Annotated in this window: 22 protein-coding genes and 1 pseudogene; all 23 read right to left on the bottom strand. The window is 36.1% G+C overall.

Annotated features, from left to right (window positions below; genetic code table 11):
- Nucleotides 1–609 precede the first annotated feature (609 nt).
- The 23 genes and pseudogenes from H0Z29_08465 to H0Z29_08575 all read right to left on the bottom strand — a co-directional run bounded on the left by H0Z29_08465 (nt 610) and on the right by H0Z29_08575 (nt 20,173).
- Nucleotides 610–825, bottom strand: coding sequence for a DUF2283 domain-containing protein (locus H0Z29_08465; protein MBO8131530.1), 216 nt, complete (start codon nt 823–825; stop codon nt 610–612).
- Nucleotides 826–1,516: 691 nt separating this feature from the next.
- Complete coding sequence (locus H0Z29_08470; protein MBO8131531.1) at nt 1,517–2,791, bottom strand: ATP-binding protein; 1,275 nt, start codon at nt 2,789–2,791, stop codon at nt 1,517–1,519.
- 513 nt (nt 2,792–3,304) lie between these two features.
- Entirely contained in the window at nt 3,305–3,532 is a 228-nt protein-coding gene (locus H0Z29_08475; GenBank protein MBO8131532.1) for a DUF2283 domain-containing protein, read from the bottom strand.
- Nucleotides 3,529–3,756: a DUF4258 domain-containing protein gene (locus H0Z29_08480; protein ID MBO8131533.1), complete on the bottom strand. Its 228-nt coding sequence runs from the start codon at nt 3,754–3,756 to the stop codon at nt 3,529–3,531. The genes H0Z29_08475 and H0Z29_08480 overlap by 4 nt, the downstream gene beginning before the upstream one ends.
- Before the next feature lie 259 nt (nt 3,757–4,015).
- Nucleotides 4,016–4,242, bottom strand: a pseudogene (locus H0Z29_08485) (type II toxin-antitoxin system HicA family toxin).
- A complete protein-coding gene (locus tag H0Z29_08490) occupies nt 4,239–4,451 on the bottom strand; it encodes a type II toxin-antitoxin system HicB family antitoxin (protein MBO8131534.1) in 213 nt (70 codons plus the stop codon). The pseudogene H0Z29_08485 and the gene H0Z29_08490 overlap by 4 nt, the downstream one beginning before the upstream one ends.
- Before the next feature lie 347 nt (nt 4,452–4,798).
- The gene (locus H0Z29_08495; protein MBO8131535.1) at nt 4,799–5,026 is read right to left on the bottom strand and encodes a type II toxin-antitoxin system HicA family toxin; all 228 of its coding nucleotides are present in this window, start codon (nt 5,024–5,026) and stop codon (nt 4,799–4,801) included.
- The gene (locus H0Z29_08500) at nt 5,023–5,226 is read right to left on the bottom strand and encodes a type II toxin-antitoxin system HicB family antitoxin (protein ID MBO8131536.1); all 204 of its coding nucleotides are present in this window, start codon (nt 5,224–5,226) and stop codon (nt 5,023–5,025) included. The genes H0Z29_08495 and H0Z29_08500 overlap by 4 nt, the downstream gene beginning before the upstream one ends.
- A 259-nt stretch (nt 5,227–5,485) precedes the next feature.
- On the bottom strand, nt 5,486–5,833 hold the full coding sequence (locus H0Z29_08505; GenBank protein ID MBO8131537.1) for a four helix bundle protein: 348 nt from the start codon (nt 5,831–5,833) through the stop codon (nt 5,486–5,488).
- 339 nt (nt 5,834–6,172) lie between these two features.
- Nucleotides 6,173–7,579 carry a T9SS type A sorting domain-containing protein gene (locus tag H0Z29_08510; protein ID MBO8131538.1) on the bottom strand — a complete coding sequence of 469 codons (1,407 nt, stop codon included), beginning with the start codon at nt 7,577–7,579 and terminating at the stop codon, nt 6,173–6,175.
- A 101-nt stretch (nt 7,580–7,680) separates the two neighbouring features.
- The gene (araA, locus tag H0Z29_08515; protein MBO8131539.1) at nt 7,681–9,147 is read right to left on the bottom strand and encodes an L-arabinose isomerase; all 1,467 of its coding nucleotides are present in this window, start codon (nt 9,145–9,147) and stop codon (nt 7,681–7,683) included.
- Nucleotides 9,148–9,163: 16 nt separating this feature from the next.
- Nucleotides 9,164–9,859 (bottom strand): L-ribulose-5-phosphate 4-epimerase AraD, encoded by a 696-nt coding sequence (araD, locus tag H0Z29_08520; GenBank protein MBO8131540.1) that lies wholly within the window; start codon nt 9,857–9,859, stop codon nt 9,164–9,166.
- Nucleotides 9,852–11,558 carry a ribulokinase gene (locus tag H0Z29_08525; GenBank protein ID MBO8131541.1) on the bottom strand — a complete coding sequence of 569 codons (1,707 nt, stop codon included), beginning with the start codon at nt 11,556–11,558 and terminating at the stop codon, nt 9,852–9,854. The genes araD and H0Z29_08525 overlap by 8 nt, the downstream gene beginning before the upstream one ends.
- A 34-nt stretch (nt 11,559–11,592) precedes the next feature.
- Complete coding sequence (locus H0Z29_08530) at nt 11,593–13,269, bottom strand: sodium/solute symporter (protein MBO8131542.1); 1,677 nt, start codon at nt 13,267–13,269, stop codon at nt 11,593–11,595.
- A 111-nt stretch (nt 13,270–13,380) separates the two neighbouring features.
- Complete coding sequence (locus tag H0Z29_08535) at nt 13,381–14,523, bottom strand: galactose mutarotase (GenBank protein MBO8131543.1); 1,143 nt, start codon at nt 14,521–14,523, stop codon at nt 13,381–13,383.
- Nucleotides 14,524–14,744: 221 nt separating this feature from the next.
- On the bottom strand, nt 14,745–15,119 hold the full coding sequence (locus H0Z29_08540) for a hypothetical protein (GenBank protein MBO8131544.1): 375 nt from the start codon (nt 15,117–15,119) through the stop codon (nt 14,745–14,747).
- 116 nt (nt 15,120–15,235) lie between these two features.
- Nucleotides 15,236–15,850 carry a hypothetical protein gene (locus H0Z29_08545; GenBank protein MBO8131545.1) on the bottom strand — a complete coding sequence of 205 codons (615 nt, stop codon included), beginning with the start codon at nt 15,848–15,850 and terminating at the stop codon, nt 15,236–15,238.
- A 12-nt stretch (nt 15,851–15,862) separates the two neighbouring features.
- A complete protein-coding gene (gene rfaD / locus H0Z29_08550; GenBank protein MBO8131546.1) occupies nt 15,863–16,819 on the bottom strand; it encodes an ADP-glyceromanno-heptose 6-epimerase in 957 nt (318 codons plus the stop codon).
- A gap of 18 nt (nt 16,820–16,837) precedes the next feature.
- The gene (locus H0Z29_08555; protein MBO8131547.1) at nt 16,838–17,818 is read right to left on the bottom strand and encodes a D-glycero-beta-D-manno-heptose-7-phosphate kinase; all 981 of its coding nucleotides are present in this window, start codon (nt 17,816–17,818) and stop codon (nt 16,838–16,840) included.
- A 1-nt stretch (nt 17,819) separates the two neighbouring features.
- Complete coding sequence (locus H0Z29_08560; GenBank protein MBO8131548.1) at nt 17,820–18,797, bottom strand: Gfo/Idh/MocA family oxidoreductase; 978 nt, start codon at nt 18,795–18,797, stop codon at nt 17,820–17,822.
- A 52-nt stretch (nt 18,798–18,849) separates the two neighbouring features.
- Entirely contained in the window at nt 18,850–19,182 is a 333-nt protein-coding gene (locus H0Z29_08565; protein MBO8131549.1) for a hypothetical protein, read from the bottom strand.
- The gene (locus tag H0Z29_08570; GenBank protein ID MBO8131550.1) at nt 19,166–19,471 is read right to left on the bottom strand and encodes a hypothetical protein; all 306 of its coding nucleotides are present in this window, start codon (nt 19,469–19,471) and stop codon (nt 19,166–19,168) included. Before H0Z29_08570 ends, H0Z29_08565 begins: the two co-directional genes overlap by 17 nt.
- 78 nt (nt 19,472–19,549) lie before the next feature.
- Complete coding sequence (locus tag H0Z29_08575) at nt 19,550–20,173, bottom strand: N-acetyltransferase (GenBank protein MBO8131551.1); 624 nt, start codon at nt 20,171–20,173, stop codon at nt 19,550–19,552.
- Nucleotides 20,174–20,188: the final 15 nt, after the last annotated feature.

Below are 20,188 nucleotides of genomic sequence, written 5' to 3' on the forward strand. Positions count from 1 at the left end.
AACAAAATCATAATTGATAAAAGTAGAAAGTTCAACGTTAGGAAAGTTCAATGTTAAGAGAGTTCAATGTTAAATAGTTCAACGTTAAAAAAGTTCAATGTTCAACGTTAAAGAGTTCAACGTTCGACGTTTTAGAGTTCAATGTTACTACCTGCACAAATTTAGAACGTAAAACCCCGAACCTTGAAACCAGATCCTTGCTTGCAACAACCCCCGCGTGTCATTGCGAGGAGTCCCATTGGGACGACGAAGCAATCTGCTTCAAAAGAAGCCTGGCACTCAAAACATACCATAACCACCTCAACCAGGAGAGATTGCCACGCTTCGCTCACGCTCGCTCGCAACGACAGGATGGGATGATTTCTCCTTCATTCATCACCTATCAAAATCTCAATAGAAAATTTAACAGAACCAGGAGTTCGAGGTTAAAAGAGTTCAACGTTCGACGTTTTAGAGTTCAATGTTACTACCTGCACAAATTTAGAACGTAAAACCCCGAACCTTAAACATAGAACTTTGAACTTTGAACCATCTTCTGGTCATCTCCATCTTTCATTTCTCGTCGCGTCCCTGGCGGGAGGTACTAAGCCATATTCTCAGACTTCTAATTCACCCCATTAATACCTCTACAGGAATTCTTATATCCTCCCGGGTGGGATCGCTGATAAAATTCAATATCTCGAAACCTATCACCCTCCCATTTTTGTCTTTTACCAAAATCACTTCTGCTTCTGTTTCTTCTGAAAACATCTCTTTCTCAGGATCATCAAACCATACATTGAGAGTATTCCCTTTATGATCATAAAATATTCTTATTTTCTCCATAACTCCTCCCCAACTTTTATTTTATTAGTCAAATACGTTGTTATCACAAATCCTGTCGAATTTTCTATTTTCACCACAACGCATAAAAAATGTTTTACCAACCTTTTATAATAAAGTTGCACTGATTTGTCCCATTTACTTAGTCGCACCATATCCGGGTCCTTTCCTTTAAAGTATCTTTTATCTCTTGAAAATAATCGGCCATCACTGGATGTTTTTCGCTAATTATTCTATTCCATTGATTACTATCCAGTCTTACAGCCTTGTTCAGAGGGGTTTTTACTCTAAAAACTAACAAATAATCAATCCCGTTTTTATACTCTACATTTACAATTAGTGCTACTGGCGGGATTACCTAGATGTTAAGGAAAGTTCAACATCAAGAGAGTTCAACATTAAAAAGTTCAACGTTCAACGTTAGGAAGTTCAATGTTTTAAGAGTTCGACGTTCGACGTTTGAGAGTTCAATGTTACTACCTGCGCAAACTTAGAACGTAAAACCTTGAACCTTGAACTTTGGAACCTTGAACTTTGAACTTTGAACTTTGAACCTTGAACTTCGAACTTTGAACTTTGCACTTTGAACCTTGAACTTCGAACCTCGAACCTTGAAGAATCTGACCAATACTTTCCTAAATATTCCTTATTTTAAAGAAAATTTTATACCATATTTTCCTTATGAAAAGGAAATTTATGATAAAAGCCATTTCAACACAGAGACTACCTTTACCTTCTTATCTCCAATAATTTCCTCCGCTTCCCCATCTAAACTCACAATTAGCCCCTCTTTGATTCCAAATACATTCATCGTTTTCAATAACCCTGAAATCTCTCTTTCTCTAATATCCGGATTCCAGCTAAGCGTAACCTGCACCGGAACAAGTCGCTTAAACTCCTCAACCAGAAAATCACATTCAAAATTATTCTTATAGAAGTACACTTTCCCCCCTCTTCTGCAAAGCTCAGTAAAAACCATATTCTCGAGCAATTTACCTTTTTCATCTTCCAGAGAAATAGAATTTGCCGTATATAGACCATTATCATAAAAATAAATTTTTTTGTTGCTCATTTCCTGTTTAACAACTGAAGGCTCATATTTTCCTACCACTGCGGCAACATAGTTATCTGCTATATACTCTATAAACTCATAAAGAATATTTTTACCTATAGAAATTCCCCGAGATTTCAACTCATTAAAAATCTTATTCACCGAAAACTCTCTGGTAAAATTGCCAAACAACCTCTTAATCATATATTTCAGGATATAACTATTTCTGATCCGATACTTCTCTATTATATCCCTGTAGAGCATTAAGTTAAGATACTCCTGCAATACCCTCAGCTTCAAACTCTTATCAAAATTCACTATTTCCGGATATCCACCCCATAAAAGGTATTCCTCAAACATCCTGTTTACCTCTGAAATACCTTTACTCGAATATAAATCCACCTCAACTCCTTTAAATGTCAAAAACTCTCTGAAAGAGAGAGGCAGATTTTCAATCGTTATTGCTCTCCCCCTTAAGGACGCTGATATTTCTCTACTTAAAACTCTCGAATTTGAGCCCGTGATAAAAATATTCTTTGTTCTGGTATCATACACCCTTCGGACAAATTTTTCCCAGTTCTTCAGGTTCTGAATCTCATCGAAGAAAACAAAAATCTCAGCATCCTTTACATCATGATACAACTCTTTGTACGCGATAAAAATATCATCGTAATCAAAACTCTCAAGCAATAACCTCTCATCTTCAAAGTTTATATAAAGTATCCGTTTCTTCTCTATACCCCTACTTATCAAGTCCCTCATCGTCTGGAACAAAAGGTATGTCTTACCCGATCTTCTTGGCCCCGTTATTGAAATAATCTTACCTGTATCCACCGGTACAGCAACTTTTCTTCTTTTCAGCTCAGGAAAATCACCTACGTGAAACTCTCTGATTATTCTCTTCAAAATCTCTCTCATGGGGCTACCCCGTTTAAAGAGTTCGACGTTAGAAAAGTTCAACGTTCAACGTTATGAAGTTCAATGTTACTACCTGCGCAAATTTAGAACGTAAAACCCCGAACCTTGAACCCAGATCCTTGTTTGCAATAACCCCCGCGTGTCATTGCGAGGAGTCCCATTGGGACGACGAAGCAATCTACTTCAAAAGAAGCCTGGCACTCAAAACATACCATAACCACCTCAACCAGGAGAGATTGCCACGCTTCGCTCACGCTCGCTCGCAATGACAGGATGGGATGATTTCTCTTTCATTCATCACCTATCAAAATCTCAACACAAAATTTAACAGACCCAGGAGATCGAGGTTAAAAGAGTTCAACGTTCGACGTTTGAGAGTTCAATGTTAGATAGTTCGACGTTAGAAAAGTTCAACGTTCAACGTTATGAAGTTCAATGTTACTACCTGCACAAATTTAAAACCTTGAACCTTGAACTCAGCTGTGGCGTCACACCGTCCTCCACAATGGCGTGTTAAGCAGCTTTTTGAGTTATTAATTCTTTTTCAAATTCAACTGAATAAGATAGTACCGTCTTTAAATCCATTCTTTTCGAAGCGTTGAGAATTTCAATACCTACAATTCTATTGTCAGAGGTTGTATCTATATTGATACCCTCATCAATTTCTATAACCCCTTCTGGAGTTTCATCACTCAGCTTCAGATACAATGCATCTACTTCATCATCGTAGTATACTTTCATTTCTTTCTCCCTTTCTTTACAGGATAACTTGTTATTACAGTTACTATATCATCTTCCACAGAAACGACAATTTTCAATGGATATTTGAACCCTCGAACATATTCCACAATCTCTTGATTGCCCTGAATCAATTTCTTTTTCTCGAGAATTTCTTTGATTGTTCTTTCTGAAATCTTATACAATTTCCCCCTTCTCTTCGCATGACGAGAAAATTTAATCTTCACAAAGTACTATATCCCTCTTACTTTCTGTTCAACACTACTTTCAGAGTTCGATGTTTTAAAAGTTCAACGTTCAACGTTATGAAGTTCAATGTTACTACCTGCGCAAACTTAGAACGTAAAACATCAAACCTTTACTTTGAACTTCGGAACTTTGATCTTGGACCTTGAACTTTAAACTTTGTAACTTTGAACTCCGAGCTCAGGCATGGAACAAAACAGCAGTTATTCAGCGTCTTGATAAGTAAGCAATATATCAGTTTTATAAAAGTTGCTTGAACTCTTCAACAGTTAATCCAGCTCGTTTTATGATCTTTCGCAATGTACCCTTTGCTAACTCATGATGATCTGGAACAACAACTCGTCTATGCGGATACACAACTTGTCGTAAAACACTATGCGGCTGCCTTTTTGTCTATCTTTTTCATAACCTATCTTCCGCAAAGCTGCCACCACTTCACGTCCTGATATCCGCGGAAGCGTACTCATACAATAACATCTACAATTTCTTCATCTATGGGAGGTGGGATAGGTTCATCATGAGCCTTCAGACTTTCAATATAGACTTCTATCGCTTCTTGAATATTTTCCAAAACCTCTGCACGTGTCTTCCCTTGAGAAATACAGCCAGGTAGAGAAGTGACCTCCGCTACAAACATTCCATCTTCGTCCTGCTCAATAATGACTCGATACTTCATAACTTCCCTCTACTTATTACTATTGTCAGCAACCATACCCACCCGCCCTCTGAAGTATCTGCCTGCCAACAGACAGGTCAGCGGAGCAGATGGTTATGTATTTAAGCCTGTTTAACGTTACTGAGTTCAACGTTCGAGATTTTTTCCGCTTGCCCCGAAGGTTCGTAGAACTCCTTTGGAGGGTCTCTTTTCCAGAGGGATCTCTTTCCCATAGGGATCACTTTGAGATGAGATGAGATGAGACAGGCTTGCAGGCTGATAGGCTTGCTAGCTTGCTCTCTGGCTCGCTTGCCGGCTGAGCGTGGCAGAAACTTGAACTTCGAACATTGAACATCGAACACATAGAGTCACAATTTCCTTATAAACTTATCAACCGAAAGTCTTGCTTGTTTTAATATATGTGCTAATGTAGACCTCTTTATAGGCTTATGAGCAGGAACGATTAATTTTAATACTTTACTCCCTTCGCGTTTCTGCAGCCTAATATGATAACTCCTCCTCCGAACTATAACCCAACCATCTCTCTGTAACGCCTTTATAACTTTATCATAATTAAGACTTGGAACCTTGCTCATATAGCTAATTCCAATTCCTCGGCCCCCGAAACAGTTAATACATCATCCTCTACCGATTCCAGATATAGCTCGATTGCTTCTTTTATGTTTTTTATAGCTTCCTCTCTTGTGTCTCCCTCAGAAATACATCCGGGCAAAGAGGGCACTATCACAGTGTATCCACCATCCTCACTTGGCTCTAAATAAACTTTTATTTTCATCCTCTCCTCCTTTTAGCCCGATAAAACATCACAAGGAATTCGTTTTGAAAAAAGTTCAACGTCCGACATTATGAGAGTTCGAGATTCTTTCCGCAAGTCCCGAAGGTCCGTAGAACTCATTTTGAGGATCTCTTTTCCAGAGGGATCTCTTTCCCATAGGGATCTCTTTGAGATGAGATGAGATGAGATGAAACAGGCTTGCAGGCTTGTTCAACTAACTTCAACCTTATATTCTTAATTCTCAATTCTACATTCTCAATCATTTCACGCTGTTTGATGTTGTTTTTACTATTGATGACAATATCATACAGAGTTCCTCAACTCTTTCAAAAATTTCTGAACCATCAATATATCCAGAATCTTTCAATAACCTCAGCCAGTATCTAGTTTCTTTTGCTTCCTTTAATGCTATATTCATTTTAGCTAAAAAATCTCTCTTACTCTGCGCTGACTCAGCTTCCTCAACATTCGCACCTATTGATGTTCCAGACCTCAAAAGCTGCTTTGAAAGTACAAACTCTCTTCTATTCTCAACCAAAAATTTATAAACCCTTATCACCTCCAATGCAAACTCATAACTCTTATTCACTACCAGATTATCTCTCAACTACCTTCTTCCCCTAATTCTCAATTCTCAATTCTACATTTTACATTATCTTTTACGGCTTCGCCACCTCAGTCACAGGTGACTCAATTCAATTTAAACTATTTATCCCTTACAAACTTACCGCTTCTAAATCCTGCTCTATTTATCAATTACGACAATAATTTAATACCATATTCTCGTAAAAAAAATGTTGATTTTATATTTTTAGTCTGGGAAGATCAAAGCTGTGATTTATATCAAATAATTACACATTTTGTGATCTAAAATGAATTTTAATATATATTAAGACATTATAACTATATTGAAATAATTTCAAATATGAAAGAAAACCAAATAAATTCATTTTATAACAAGAATTTTCCTTACTACACTTATACCTTCTAAATCAATTCTTAATAAATACACCCCTGATTGCAAATAACCACAATCGAATCTAAATGTATTGGTATAAGAGGATAACTCCGTATTCGTAAGAAGTCTTATCAGACATCCTCTAATATCATATATTGAAATTGATACTCGTGACTGTCTTTCTAATTTTATATTCAAATTAAAAAATATATTTGCTGGATTGGGATATATTTCTATATTATATGAATTATCTATTGTGTTCGTATCATTGGATGGAACTACAATAGTTCGAACTATATCAATATACTTTGTTTCTTTGCCATCGTAATCAACACTGCTTAAAAGATAACTGTATGTACTACCTTTTGTAACATTTCTGTCAGTAAAAGTATAGTTATTTGGATATGAGCACGTACCATGTCCAGTAAGCTCATCATAATCAGCAAAACTTGCCATCATTTTAAATTCAGAATCATTTATACTCCTGTAAATTTTAAATCCTAAATTATCAATTTCTGACTCAGTTATCCATTCCAGTTTAATATCAGGTTCAATATATTTCACATTAAAATATGAGATCATTACAGGCAATGAACCGTCGGTATATATGAAATTTGCATAATAAATATCATCCAGATGAATACACGCTTTATTACCTTCACTACTTCCTCCATAAAACATCCATGAATCTATACTTGCACCATCTAAGAGCCCACCCTTAGGTAAGTCATCCCCGATAAGCTCGCCATTTACCCATAAATCATATTTATTAGGTGCAACAGCTTGTACTCCATTGTAGTTATAATTTTTTGTGCTGGATGAATTATTTCCCCATATTTCTATTACATAATTCGTATTTTGATTTAACGTTACCCCACTCAATTTTTTCCAGCTATCACTATCTCTGTAATATACACATACAGTACTATCAGTTATATAATCAAAACGAAGACCTGTAAAAACCATATCAGTAGAGAAACTGCTATTATTTGAATAACAATTTCCATCCCCCTGAAAAAAATACCACTTCCCACCGGTTCCACCACTGAAACGAATCAAAAATTTGATTGTGAAGCTATTCCCTGGTGAATAATTATAAACACTGAATTTGTTGTATGATGTAGAGCTGGAAGCTACCCCCTTTAGCTCGGATTCGGAGCCAAATCCTGCTATACCTGGATTTTCAAGATAAAATCCACCTCCACCACTACCAACTCTGACTCTCTCTGTTCCGCCATTTGCCCCGGGTGATGGTAAAAACGTGGTGTCTTCACCAGAAGTAAAACTTCCTGTATCAACTCCAAAACTATAATACCACACTTGAGCATGTAATAGTTGTAAAAATGAAGCATAAACAAACAATCCAATGATAATGAATCTTAAATATTTAACCATTTAATTAGCCGCTTTATCTTTATTCGCTAGTAAATTATTTAATGAATTTATTATAGTCAATTATTTTTTTTAATTCTTAAAAATAAAAAATAATTAATTATCTATGTTCTAAATCTGACTTCTTCAACTTTTGTATTTTCATCTATTTTTACTAGCTCAATACCCGCTATCTCAACAAAATCCTCTAAGTAGTTAATGTCAATTGCCTGACTGAAAACCGTATGGTGAGCTCCACCAGCGTAGATCCATGCGGTAGCAGCTGTCTTCAAATCCGGTTTTGGTATCCAGAATACCCTTGCCACAGGTAACCTAGGCATTGGTCTTGGCGGTTTTATTGTCTTTACTTCATTCACTATCAACCTGAATTTATCGCCTATGTCTATTAATGATGCATTAATAGCTTCACCCTCATCAGCATCAAAAATCAATCTTGGTGGATCATCCTTTCCTCCAATAGAAAGCGGATAAATCTCTATTCGAGGCTTTTCACTGGCAATTGATTCACATACCTCCAGCATGTGTGCTCCAAGAACAATCATATTCCCCGGCTCTAAGTGATACGTATAGTCCTCCATAAATGTTGTACCTCCGTTTAGACCATCTGACATCACTTTTACAGCTCTTACCATAGCCGCTGTCTTCCAATCTCCTTCTGCACCAAACCCATATCCCTTCGCCATTAATCGCTGGACTGCAAGTCCGGGTAATTGCTTAAGCCCATGCAAATTTTCAAATGTTGTTGTAAACGCTTTAAAATTACCATCTTTTAAAAACCTTTCCAGTCCTATCTCAATTCGAGCTGCATCTTTCAAATTCTGATACTTCTCTCCCCCTTCCAGAAGTTTTTGATCTATCTCGTACTGTTCTTTATACTCTTCAATTAGGTTCAGAATCTCTTTCTCATCTACATTATTAACATATTCTACCAGATCACCAACACCGTATCCATTTACCGAAATACCAAATACCTTCTCTGCTTCTACCTTGTCACCTTCTGTTACAGCCACATCTCTCATATTATCACCAAATCTTGCTATTTTCATCCCCTGCATGTCAGCCCAGGCAACGGCTACCCTCATCCAGATAGCAATCTTCCCCAGGGTCTCATCATCCTGCCAGTGACCGGTTACAACCTTCCTTCTTATTCCCATTCTTGTACAGATATATCCAAACTCTCTATCACCATGGGCAGATTGATTCAGGTTCATAAAATCCATATCTATCGTATCCCAGGGGATATCCCTGTTGAATTGCGTATGAAAATGAAGCATAGGTTTTTTTAGAATATTTAGTCCCCTTATCCACATTTTTGCAGGTGAAAATGTGTGCATCCAGAAAATTACCCCAACACACTCTTTTTGACTATTCACATCATGACATACCTTTTCTATAGCATCAGAAGTTGTAACTACCGACTTAAACAAAAGCTCAACAGGTAGTTTACTAGATTTATTTAACTCATTTACCATACTTTGCGAATGCTCTTCAACTTTCCTTAATGTTTCCTCACCGTATAAATGTTGACTACCTGTAACAAACCAAACTTTGAAATTCTTATAATCAATCATATCAAACCCCTATCATTTATCTATTTTTTTGACCATAATAAGAATCAGGACCATGTTTTCTTAAATAATGTTTTTTTATTACATATTCTGGTAAATCTTTTACATCTGGATTTAATAACATAGTTTTAAAAGCCATCTCAGCAATCTTTTCCAGTATTAAACTATTTTTAACGGATTCAATAGGTGTTTTACCCCATGTAAATGGGCCATGACCTGCGACAAGTATTCCTGGATTCGAATGTAAATCATACTTTTTCATTGTTTCGACAATTACCTTTCCTGTATTTCTTTCATAATCTTCAAAAACCTCTGCTTCGGTAAGATATCTGGTTAATGGGACTGAACCAAAAAAATTATCCGCATGAGTAGTGCCAAGGCATGGTATTTCCATATTTGCCTGAGCAAATACTACTGCATAAGTACTATGAGTGTGTGTAACGCCACCTATTTCTGGAAAAGATTTGTACAACTCAATATGAGTCTTTAAATCAGTGGAAGGATTTAATTTTCCCTCGACAACCCTTGCATCAAGAGAGACCACTACCAGATCATCAACTGTTAAATCATCATAGTCCACACCGCTTGGCTTTATGACAATCATGTTTTTTTCTCTATCAATACCACTAACGTTTCCCCATGTAAGGATTGCAAGATTATATTCTTTTATCAGTTTATTAGCTTTTAACACTTCTTCTTTTAACTTTTCAAGCATCGTTTACCTTCCTTATTGAGTCCCTTATTTCTAGAAGTTCCTTCATAATGCTATACAGATTACCTTCAAATTCTTTTGTACCAAACGCATCATGCAATTGACAATAGAGCTTATACAGCCTTTTATAAACTTTATTATTATCCACATCGGGATGATATACTTTACTAGTACCTGACATTTTACTCTGCGCTTCAAAGACAGAGTCATATCCACCCGCCTCGCTACCGGCTGCCACAGCACCAAAAATCGCAGCACCAAGGGCACAGGTTTGTTCGCTTCTCGTAACCTTCATTGGTCGACCAATAATGTCTGCATATATCTGCATTAAAAGTGGATTCTTAAATGCCAATCCTCCACAATTTATCACATCTTTAACTCCAACTCCATACTCTTCAAGCCTATCAATAATCCTCAATGCACCAAATCCAGTAGCTTCTATCAGCGCTCTATAAATTTCGTGAGGTTTAGTATGAAGAGTCTGTCCCACAAGGAGACCGGTGAGCCGAGCATCAACCAGTATAGTCCTGTTTCCATTATTCCAGTCAAGAGCAAGTAAGCCACTTTCACCAGGTTTTATCTTTTCCGCCATCATACTAAGAGTCTTGAATTTTTCAGCAGTTGTAGATCCATAACTCTCCGGGACCAGATTGTTTACAAACCATAAAAAGATATCACCAACACCTGACTGCCCGGCTTCTATTCCATAATATCTCTCTATTACAGAACCGTCAACAATACCACAAACGCCGGGAATATCAGCGAGCTCTCTATTTTTAGGATAAATCATAATATCACAGGTACTGGTTCCAATTATCTTTACTAAAGTTTCTTCTTTTATTCCAGCTCCCACAGCTCCCATATGAGCATCAAAAGCACCAACTGCTACAGTTACATTTTCACTTAGTCCTAATTTTTCCACCCAGTAACCTGACAGATTACCTATTCTATTATTCGATGTACACGCTTCTTCATAAAGGTTATCTCTTAATTTCTCAAGCCCGGGCGATAAGATCTTTAAAAATTCCTTATCAGGCAATCCTCCCCATTCCTTATTGTACATCGCTTTATGTCCAGCAGCACATACACTCCTTTTTATATTTCCTGGCTTTGTATCACCAACAAGATTGGCAGGTATCCAGTCACATATCTCCACCCAGCTATACGCAGCATCAAAAACCTCAGGATCAATGTTCTTGCAGTGTAAAATCTTGCTCCAGAACCATTCTGATGAGTACACACCCCCTATCTTGGCAAGATACTGAGGTCTATACTTTCTGGCAGTTTCTGTGATATAACCGGCCTCTCTATGACTTGTATGATCTTTCCATAACCAGACATATGCGTTGGGATTATTTTTAAACTTCTCATAATAACAAAGGGGGGCCCCATCTTCATCCACTGGCATTGGACTGCTACCGGTTGTATCAACACCTATACCTATAACATCTTCATTTTTAAAATTTTTATCATTTTCCTTGGCTATTTTTAAACTTTCTTTTATGGTATCCTCAATTCCTTTTAAATAATCATCGGGGTTTTGACGTGCAAGTTCAGGATTTTTTGAATCGATAATAACTCCATTTTCTCCAGATGGGTAATCATAAACGTATGTCGCTACCTCTTCGCCGTCATTGATGTTTACAATGACAGACCTGACCGAATTAGTGCCAAAATCCAGTCCGATTGAATACTTTGGCATTTTTATTCCTCTCCATCTTTATAAAAATATCAATTTATCCTCTAAAATAGAGATAAACCGCAAGTATAATTACTAATACCAACGCTGAAGCCAATACATCGCCCCATTTCCAGCTAGAACGAGACTCTTTTTTATGTTCTTCCGTCACAGTAGCATATGTTAGACCAGTTATTTTGCTTTCATTTGGTTTTTCCGTCAAATAACTTACCACAATCATTACTATCAAACTGACTAAAAAAATGAATAAGCTATAATATTGAAAGAATATATTATTAATAATCCATAAAAAGGAGCCCTCAGGGTATTCAAAACCAGGGATTAATTTTACTGGAGTATCAATTGCAAGTCGAAACAGACCAAGAAAAAATCCTACCCCAAGAGCGGCCAGGCAACCTTTAGCATTTAATCTTTTACTAAATATTCCCATAAAAAATACTACAAAAATAGGAGGTGCAAGATATGCTTGTACACCCTGCAAATAATCATAAAGTCCCTTGCTACCCTTTATAACAGGAAGCCATAATATACCTATCAATACCATAATTGTCGTTGCTATCCTACCAACCCATACAAGTCTCTCCTGAGATACTCCTCTTCTTATCCTTGAATAAAAATCCATCGTAAATAATGTTGAGCTGGCATTAAATACACCTGCGAGCGAACTCATCAAGGCTGCAAGAAGCCCGGCGACAACAATTCCTCTCACACCAACAGGTAAAATATTCGCTACCATTAATGGAAAAGCTTCTTGAGCCCTGTCCCTTATAATGTTTCCATTAGCATCAATTAAGTGCTGCTGAAATGCCGGAATTTTACCACTAACAGCTATAGCATAGCAGATAATACCCGGTATGATAAAAATGAAAACAGGTAAAAGTTTAAAAAACGCAGCAGCAATTGATCCACGTCTTGCAACCTTTTCATTTGGTGCAGTCAAAACTCTCTGTACAATATACTGATCTGTTGTCCAGTACCACAGACCAACAATGGGTGCACAGAAAAGCATACCAACCCATGGATAATTATCGTTAAAATACCATGCCATCCTTGTTACCTCTTTTACAGGTGCCCATGTAGCCTGCACACCATCAGGAACAATCGGTTTCCATAAATTGAACATCTCAGAACCGGCTATAGCTTTCATCTCTCCCCATCCACCAAGAAACTTCAAACCAAAAATTGTTACGAGTGCTGAACCAATTATCAGTATTATAGTCTGTATCGCTTCAGTATATGCTACAGCTCTCATACCACCTAAAACTGTATATAATCCAGTAATCAATATCACAAGAAGCGAACCAATATAAAAACTATCCAATCCAAGGAATCTTATTTCAGGCAATAAGACAGAAAATACAATACCTCCTGCAAAAATACCCACAGCTATTTTAGTCAATATATAAGCAATAAGAGAGATACCCGATAATACTGTTCGTGCAGTAGGAGAAAACCTTTTCTCAAGAAACTCAGGTGTTGTAAAGACCTTTGATCTCATATAAAAAGGAACCATAACCCATGCAAGAACCAGAAGACACCATGCATGTAACTCATAATGTGCCATTGCAACCCCATCGGTCGCACCAGTACCAGCCAGACCAACTATGTGTTCAGAGCCAATATTGGAGGCAAATATGGAAGCTCCTATTATGAACCAACCGAGGTGTCTACCGGCTAAGAAATAGTCATCGGCAGTTTTTTTCTGCCTTTTCATTACTACCCATGCTATACCAAGGATAAATGCAAAATAGGCAAATATAATTAACCAGTCAATGGGATATAACGCCTTCACTGTACACCTCCAGGTTTTTTTATGTTTTATAAACTACTTTACAGAAAATTTAAATATGGTTGTGTGAGTATATGTCTCTCCTGGTCTTAATACAGCTGATGGAAAATTTGGATGGTTAGGTGCATCAGGAAAATTCTGGGGCTCCAGACATAATGATGTTCTAAAATTATACTTCACACCACCTTTGCCTTTCTTCGTACCGTCCAGAAAATTTCCTGAATAAAACTGAATTCCAGGCTGGTCTGTCAACAACTCCATGTTAATTCCACTCTCAGGAGAATAAAGCTCGACTACTTTTCTTATCTGTCCGTTATAACTATTTAAAACCCAATTATGATCATATCCACCAGCAAATTTCAACGGTTCATAATCTTTATCAATATCCTGCCCGATTTGTTTTGGCTTTCTGAAATCCATCGGTGTCCCGGTAACATCTCTTAACTCACCCGTGGGTATAAGTTCCTTATTAGTTGGAGTAAAATAATCTGCATCTATCATCAATTGATGGTTTAGGATTGTATTATCAAACGAACCGCTTAAATTGAAGTACCCGTGACTTGTCATATTTACAATAGTAGGTTTATCTGTCGTTGCTTTAAATGATATTTTCAATTCATTCCGATCTTTAAAAAGAGAATATGTAACCTTCGCATGAAGATTCCCTGGATACCCCTCTTCGCCATCAGGACTATCGAGAGATAAAACCAAAGAGACACAGGAATCATCAGATACTGTTCTGGCATCCCATAACTTTTTCCCAAAATGATTTTTACCTCCATGCAAATGATTTTCACCATTATTTATTGTTAATTGATACTCTTTTCCATCAAGGGTAAACCGTCCTTTTTTAATTCTATTTGCAAATCTGCCAACTACGATTCCAAAAAATGAATCATCTGCTATATAATCATCCAATGAATCAAAACCCGCAAGAACATCTACCAACTTCCCATTTTTATCGGGAACAAAAATTGAAACGAGAATACCACCATAATTTGTAATCTTAACAGCCATATCATTGTTATTTTTCAAGGTATAAAGGAAAACATCTTTACCATTGAATGTCCCAAATTTCTCTTTCATAATATGCCTCCTATTTTTTTGACAACCAGTATAGAGTATCATAACTATTATAATAACAAAAAAATTGCATAACAAATAAATTTCCTTTCTCATTTTTCACCTCATTTATTATTCCCCACAAAAGCTCTGCATTTTTTCTTTAAAATAAGCAATTTTTCATGCACCGTAAAAATAAACATTTTGAATCTACCAAAGCAATGTTTTTTAAGTTACATAACAATATCTTTATAGTATGCTTGTTAACAGTTTATATTTACTCACTTTAATTTCCACAAAAATATCATTTTAAAATACTATGCGTTGCGGTTATAAATCTAACAAATCGAACTAACAATCTTTAAGGTTAATAAATACATAACCAGAACCCAGAGAAAACTCAAAAGCGTACCAATTAGAAAATACTCAGTCAGCCTCATCTTTGTTCTATTATCACCAGAAATATCTCCGAACCTATAGATTGCCTTCATTGTTAGCAAAAACCCTATCAGCGACCGCTCTCCCATTACTAAAAGAATAAAAATTAGAGTTCTTTCTATTATACCAATATACTTTCCCGCACTATCAAATCCCTTTGGTAGATCATTTATTTTAAATGGCCTCATTACTGTCTTCACAAAAAAAGAGCCTGCAAACGCTACTAGAAGCCATGCAACAGAATATATAAAATATTTTATTACCTGATCAGACATACTGCAACGCGTAAATTCAATCCAGCTTATCTTTTATCAATATAGTTTCTTTAAGTATCTCATATATTTCAACCCTATATGGTTAATAATACAATACTTAACCTTATATGGTTGAATTATTTAATAATCACATTGTCAATTGTAAATATTGAATCTATAATCTGCCTTATTGAATAGTTATTGATGTACTTATTTATTGATTCGGGGGACACTCTCTCAACATCAGCGACTTTTGTTATACTTCTTAATTGTTTATACAATACAAACCTTCGAAAGGTCAATTCGTCCCATCTCCTCAATATCTGAGACATCAATACAAGATTATTATTTATAAGGTCAATAAATTCCTCTTTAAAATCACCTTTAATTCTAAAATAACAATTTTTCTTTTTTATCTCATCTAAAGCTCTGCGAGCATATTCAAAGGCAGAACCCATCATCTCGCCAGGGTTTTCCCTGATTTCTGTATCAATCTGTCCTATACCAATTCCAAAGCGAAACACCAATGGATAAGTCTCAGCCAGTATGGTAAATGCTAATTCAATGGGACATGACATCAATACTCCCTGTATTTCATCACCCCTTGTTACCACAAAACCAGATATCGGTTTTATCTTCTTATTTATACTCTTTATCTTTCGCGGTAAATTTTTAATATAGTTCTGGTTTCCCTCATCACGAGATTTAATCACATCAGCAGTGATAACTATATACTTTCCTTTTATCGCCATAAAATAAATATCCTAATTTTCATTTACCTGTAGCCATTCATAATATTTCTTGATACCCTGTTCTAAAGGAGTAAATTTATCCTGATAACCAGCCTCTCTTAAATTAGTTAAATCTGCCTTTGTAAAACTCTGGTATTTTTCCTTTAGCCCTGGAGGAAATGGAACGTATTCTACTTCACCTTTACCCAATATGTTTTTCCAAATATTGAAAACCTCATTAAAACTCCTTGCTATACCAGTACCCACATTAAAAATACCTTTATACTTTTTGTTAGAATTTATTGCAAAAAATAGATTCACCTTTGCAACATCTTCAACATATACAAAATCCCTCAATTGTTCACCTGGGTCATACCCATCGGAACCTTCAAATAACCTCACTACCCCTTCCCCTTTTAACTGATTGTATATCTGGTATACCATCGACGACATTTCACCCTTATGTCTTTCTCCTGGGCCATATACATTAAAGTATCTCAACCCAACTAAGGTTATATCGACATTTTTAATGATCCTGCGCACATAATTATCGAACAAAAGCTTCGAAAATCCATAAATATTTACAGGAACTTCATTAACCCTATCTATTCTAGAATCTCTATTCTTTCCGTATACTGCAGCACTTGAAGCATATATAAAATCGATGCCTCTTGAAATTGCATAGTTTAATAACTTTTTCGAATAATTATAATTGTTATCTAACATATATTTTCCATTATATTCGGTTGTATCGGTACAAGCCCCCTGATGAAAGATTACTTTTATCTGATTGCCAGCTTTTTCTTTCTCAATGCACTCTATAAATTCGTCTTTGTCCATATAATCGAAAAATCTTGCCGTCCTTATATTCTCAAATTTAGATCCATCTTTTAAATCATCAACTATAATTATATTATCGATTCCCTCATTGTTTAGCAGTTTAACTATATTACTGCCTATAAATCCTGCCCCACCTGTTACTACATACATATATAGCCCTCCAGCGCATCAAGTTACATCTTTAAGTGCACCATTTTTCATCTCATTCATCAACTCGAATTGATTGACAGTTGCTGTACCTATTTTTCCAACTACTATACCAGATGCAAGGTTCGCTATTTCACCTGATATAAAACAGTCGCCAGTAATGGCGAAAACCGCCGAAAATGTACCAATAAAGGTATCTCCGGCCCCACTGACATCATACACTTCCTTTGCACGGGTTGGTATTCTCTTATACTCCCCATCTTTTTTCTGTATGAAGACACCATTTTCTCCAAGGGTTACAACTAATCCATCAAGCTCATATTTGTCTATTAATGACGTAGAAAACTTCTTAATATCATTAATAGTCAGATCAAGCTTCGAAACAGCCCACTTAAACTCATTAAAATTAGGCTTTATGATCGTAGCTCCAGTGTACTTGTTATAATTGTCACCCTTGGGATCTATCACAACCGGTACTTTGCCTCTTAACATCGAAATAATTTCTTTTGTGAGCTCAGGAGCCATTAATCCCTTTGCATAATCGGAAATAACAGCTACATCATGACCACCACTTATATCCTTAATAAACTTAATTATGTCATTTTGAATTTTATCTTCAACATAACGAACTTCTTCCTCATCGATACGCACCACTTGTTGCTTATGTGCTATAACCCTCGTCTTAACCGTTGTAATCCTTTTATCTCTAAATATTTTTGTCTTTATACCAGCTCTATCAAAAAGCTTCTTTAATATTTTTGAATTTTCATCATGACCTGCCAATCCTATACACATTACATTACAACCAAGTGCTCTCATATTCAAAGCAACATTACCCGCTCCACCCGGTCTATACTCAATACTCTCTACTTTAACAATAGGTACAGGTGCCTCAGGAGAAATTCTACTTACACTGCCCCAGATATATTTATCAAGTATAAAATCACCAATTATAAGTGCATTAACTTTTTCAAAATTTTTAACGATTTCTAAAAAATCCATCTTACTTGATCAACTTATCTATTAATGGATGGTCAAAACTTTTATCAACCCCCTCTGCTTTGGCGTTCCTTATTTGATAAACAAGCTCAATCGAAGGTCTTACACTATCAACACCAGGTCCTTCACCTTTTAGTATTTTCTCGTACATTATTGTATGTAAATCTTCAAAACCTGAAGAAAATTCTAATTCCTTTCCATCTATCTCAATTGATCTAAAACTCCTAATACCATCCCTCCTGACCACTTCAGGCAAGTCATTATAATCCAGAGAAAGAAACCATTTTACTCTCGCTCTTTCAAGTTCAAGAATCCCGACACATTTCTTCTCATTTGAAAGGAGCACTACTGTGTTTTCTGCTTTGCCAAAAATCCACAATAACATATCAAAAAAATGTATCCCGATATTCGTAGCCACACCTCCAGATTTTGATAAATCGCCCTTCCATGAGTAAAAATACCATCTACCTCTTGGTGTAATATATGTTAGATTAATATCGTGTTTTTTAATACCGCCACCCTGCTTTAACAAAGATGATTCAGAATCAATACGTTTTTTTAAATCTTTAATAGTTTTATGTTCTCTCAGCTGCAGAATTCCCCATACTTTTCTACCATATTCTTTTTCAAGCTCCTTTAAAGCATCGAGATTCCAGGGGTTCATAACCATGGGTTTTTCGCAGATCGCATCAGCACCGACACGAAGAGCAAAACGAATATGTGCATCATGCAAATAATTCGGTGAACATATACTGACGTAATGTATTCTTTTATCTTTTCCCAACCTTCTCAACTTTTCGACATGGCGATCAAATCTTTCAAACTCTGTAAAAAAATCCACATCAAAAAAATACCTATCCATTACACCAACTGCATCGTGAGGATCCAAAGCTGCAACGAGTCTGTTTCCCGTTTCCTTTATAGCTTTCATATGCCTTGGTGCTATATAACCCGCTGCCCCGATAAGTGCAAAATTCTTCATATTCACCTCAACCAAAAATCACAAAACATAAGGTTCTTTCCAAATTTCAATATTATCTAACATTTTTCAAAATTTTATAAGCTTCAGCATCAAGCATAATACCTGCTCTTATTATATTGTCAAAGGTACCGTATGGCCTATCTGTTAATAAAGAACAAACAGCTTCCCTGAATCTTAATAGTTCTTTTAACCTATCCCTCCACTTGACATCTTCTATCATATAATCCAGCAATACCAATGCTCCATATATATGCCTTTTTACCAAATTTAAATCTTTTTCTACAAAACGACTGGCTTTAATCAAATCACTTATTACATTAAGAATCTGAGATGCAGAGTCAAGCTGTTTATATCTATCCCCAATTCCCTCATACCAGTATTTCATCATCACCCAAAACATATTCATTGACAATATTCTTGATTTTCCTTTTTATCTCTTTATCGGCTATCTCCATACTTAAATTATTTAATTCAGGCTTTATATTAATCAAAGCGACATACTCTATCCTTTCCTCTGCTTTTCTAAAGGGATAGATATTTATTCCCCATATATTTCTATAATCTGAACCCTTCTCTATTAAAATCTCCTCAGAGTCAGAGTGCAAATATCCTCCAAGTGCTATGACGCCTTTTTCTATATCAACCGAAGCCTTTACCATATCGGAAAAATACATCCTACAATATTTTTTTAGTTCATCGGTGCTAACTTTCTTATTCAATATCTTTATTCCGGAATTACCCATTCTTAAATACTATAAATTGATTAACTTTTCACCATTATATTTATATTTCAATCCACATTTTGAACATGTATAGTTCTTAACCTCATCTGGTTTTTCCTTTTTCATAACCGATTCCTCAGGAAACTTCTCAAGAATATTACCACATTCGCAAACCCAACCCCTAATTCTTGATGGAACCCCTATCACAAATGCATAATCAGGTACATCCTTTGTCACAACAGCTCCAGCTGCAATAAACGCGTGTCGACCAATAGTTACCCCACAGATTATTGTAGCATTAGCACCAATAGAAGCTCCCTCCTTTACCAGCGTCTTAACATAATATTCAGAACCCCTTTGAGGATATTTACATCTGGGAAATTTTATATTTGTAAAAACCATACTTGGTCCACAAAAGACATAATCTTCCAGTTTCACACCCTCATATATTGATACATTGTTTTGAATTTTACAGTAATTACCTATTACAACATTCGGCCCAATATTCACATTTTGACCTAACGTGCAGTATTTCCCTATCTTCGCATTTCTCTGTACATGGGAAAAATGCCATATCCTAGTTCCTTCACCAATCTCAACGCCGTCATCAATATAACTCGACTCGTGGACGAAAAACTTTCCCTCTTTTTCCATACTTACCTCAATACA

The sequence above is a fragment of the Candidatus Neomarinimicrobiota bacterium genome, assembly GCA_017656425.1.
Taxonomy (GTDB): Bacteria; Fidelibacterota; UBA2242; order UBA2242; family B5-G15; genus JACDNV01.

What these genes read in the sequence shown, in the direction of transcription:
- H0Z29_08575 (MBO8131551.1), bottom strand. Translation starts at nt 20,173, where the DNA reads ATGGAAAAAGAGGGAAAGTTTTTCGTCCACGAGTCGAGTTATATTGAT.
- H0Z29_08545 (MBO8131545.1), bottom strand. Translation starts at nt 15,850, where the DNA reads ATGGCGATAAAAGGAAAGTATATAGTTATCACTGCTGATGTGATTAAA.
- H0Z29_08530 (MBO8131542.1), bottom strand. Translation starts at nt 13,269, where the DNA reads ATGAAAAGGCAGAAAAAAACTGCCGATGACTATTTCTTAGCCGGTAGA.
- H0Z29_08525 (MBO8131541.1), bottom strand. Translation starts at nt 11,558, where the DNA reads ATGCCAAAGTATTCAATCGGACTGGATTTTGGCACTAATTCGGTCAGG.
- H0Z29_08500 (MBO8131536.1), bottom strand. Translation starts at nt 5,226, where the DNA reads ATGAAAATAAAAGTTTATTTAGAGCCAAGTGAGGATGGTGGATACACT.
- rfaD (MBO8131546.1), bottom strand. Translation starts at nt 16,819, where the DNA reads ATGTATGTAGTAACAGGTGGGGCAGGATTTATAGGCAGTAATATAGTT.
- H0Z29_08535 (MBO8131543.1), bottom strand. Translation starts at nt 14,523, where the DNA reads ATGAGAAAGGAAATTTATTTGTTATGCAATTTTTTTGTTATTATAATA.
- H0Z29_08465 (MBO8131530.1), bottom strand. Translation starts at nt 825, where the DNA reads ATGGAGAAAATAAGAATATTTTATGATCATAAAGGGAATACTCTCAAT.
- H0Z29_08475 (MBO8131532.1), bottom strand. Translation starts at nt 3,532, where the DNA reads ATGAAAGTATACTACGATGATGAAGTAGATGCATTGTATCTGAAGCTG.
- H0Z29_08510 (MBO8131538.1), bottom strand. Translation starts at nt 7,579, where the DNA reads ATGGTTAAATATTTAAGATTCATTATCATTGGATTGTTTGTTTATGCT.
- H0Z29_08555 (MBO8131547.1), bottom strand. Translation starts at nt 17,818, where the DNA reads ATGGATTTTTTAGAAATCGTTAAAAATTTTGAAAAAGTTAATGCACTT.
- H0Z29_08560 (MBO8131548.1), bottom strand. Translation starts at nt 18,797, where the DNA reads ATGAAGAATTTTGCACTTATCGGGGCAGCGGGTTATATAGCACCAAGG.
- H0Z29_08565 (MBO8131549.1), bottom strand. Translation starts at nt 19,182, where the DNA reads ATGAAATACTGGTATGAGGGAATTGGGGATAGATATAAACAGCTTGAC.
- H0Z29_08540 (MBO8131544.1), bottom strand. Translation starts at nt 15,119, where the DNA reads ATGTCTGATCAGGTAATAAAATATTTTATATATTCTGTTGCATGGCTT.
- H0Z29_08470 (MBO8131531.1), bottom strand. Translation starts at nt 2,791, where the DNA reads ATGAGAGAGATTTTGAAGAGAATAATCAGAGAGTTTCACGTAGGTGAT.
- araD (MBO8131540.1), bottom strand. Translation starts at nt 9,859, where the DNA reads ATGCTTGAAAAGTTAAAAGAAGAAGTGTTAAAAGCTAATAAACTGATA.
- H0Z29_08495 (MBO8131535.1), bottom strand. Translation starts at nt 5,026, where the DNA reads ATGAGCAAGGTTCCAAGTCTTAATTATGATAAAGTTATAAAGGCGTTA.
- H0Z29_08490 (MBO8131534.1), bottom strand. Translation starts at nt 4,451, where the DNA reads ATGAAGTATCGAGTCATTATTGAGCAGGACGAAGATGGAATGTTTGTA.
- araA (MBO8131539.1), bottom strand. Translation starts at nt 9,147, where the DNA reads ATGATTGATTATAAGAATTTCAAAGTTTGGTTTGTTACAGGTAGTCAA.
- H0Z29_08570 (MBO8131550.1), bottom strand. Translation starts at nt 19,471, where the DNA reads ATGTATTTTTCCGATATGGTAAAGGCTTCGGTTGATATAGAAAAAGGC.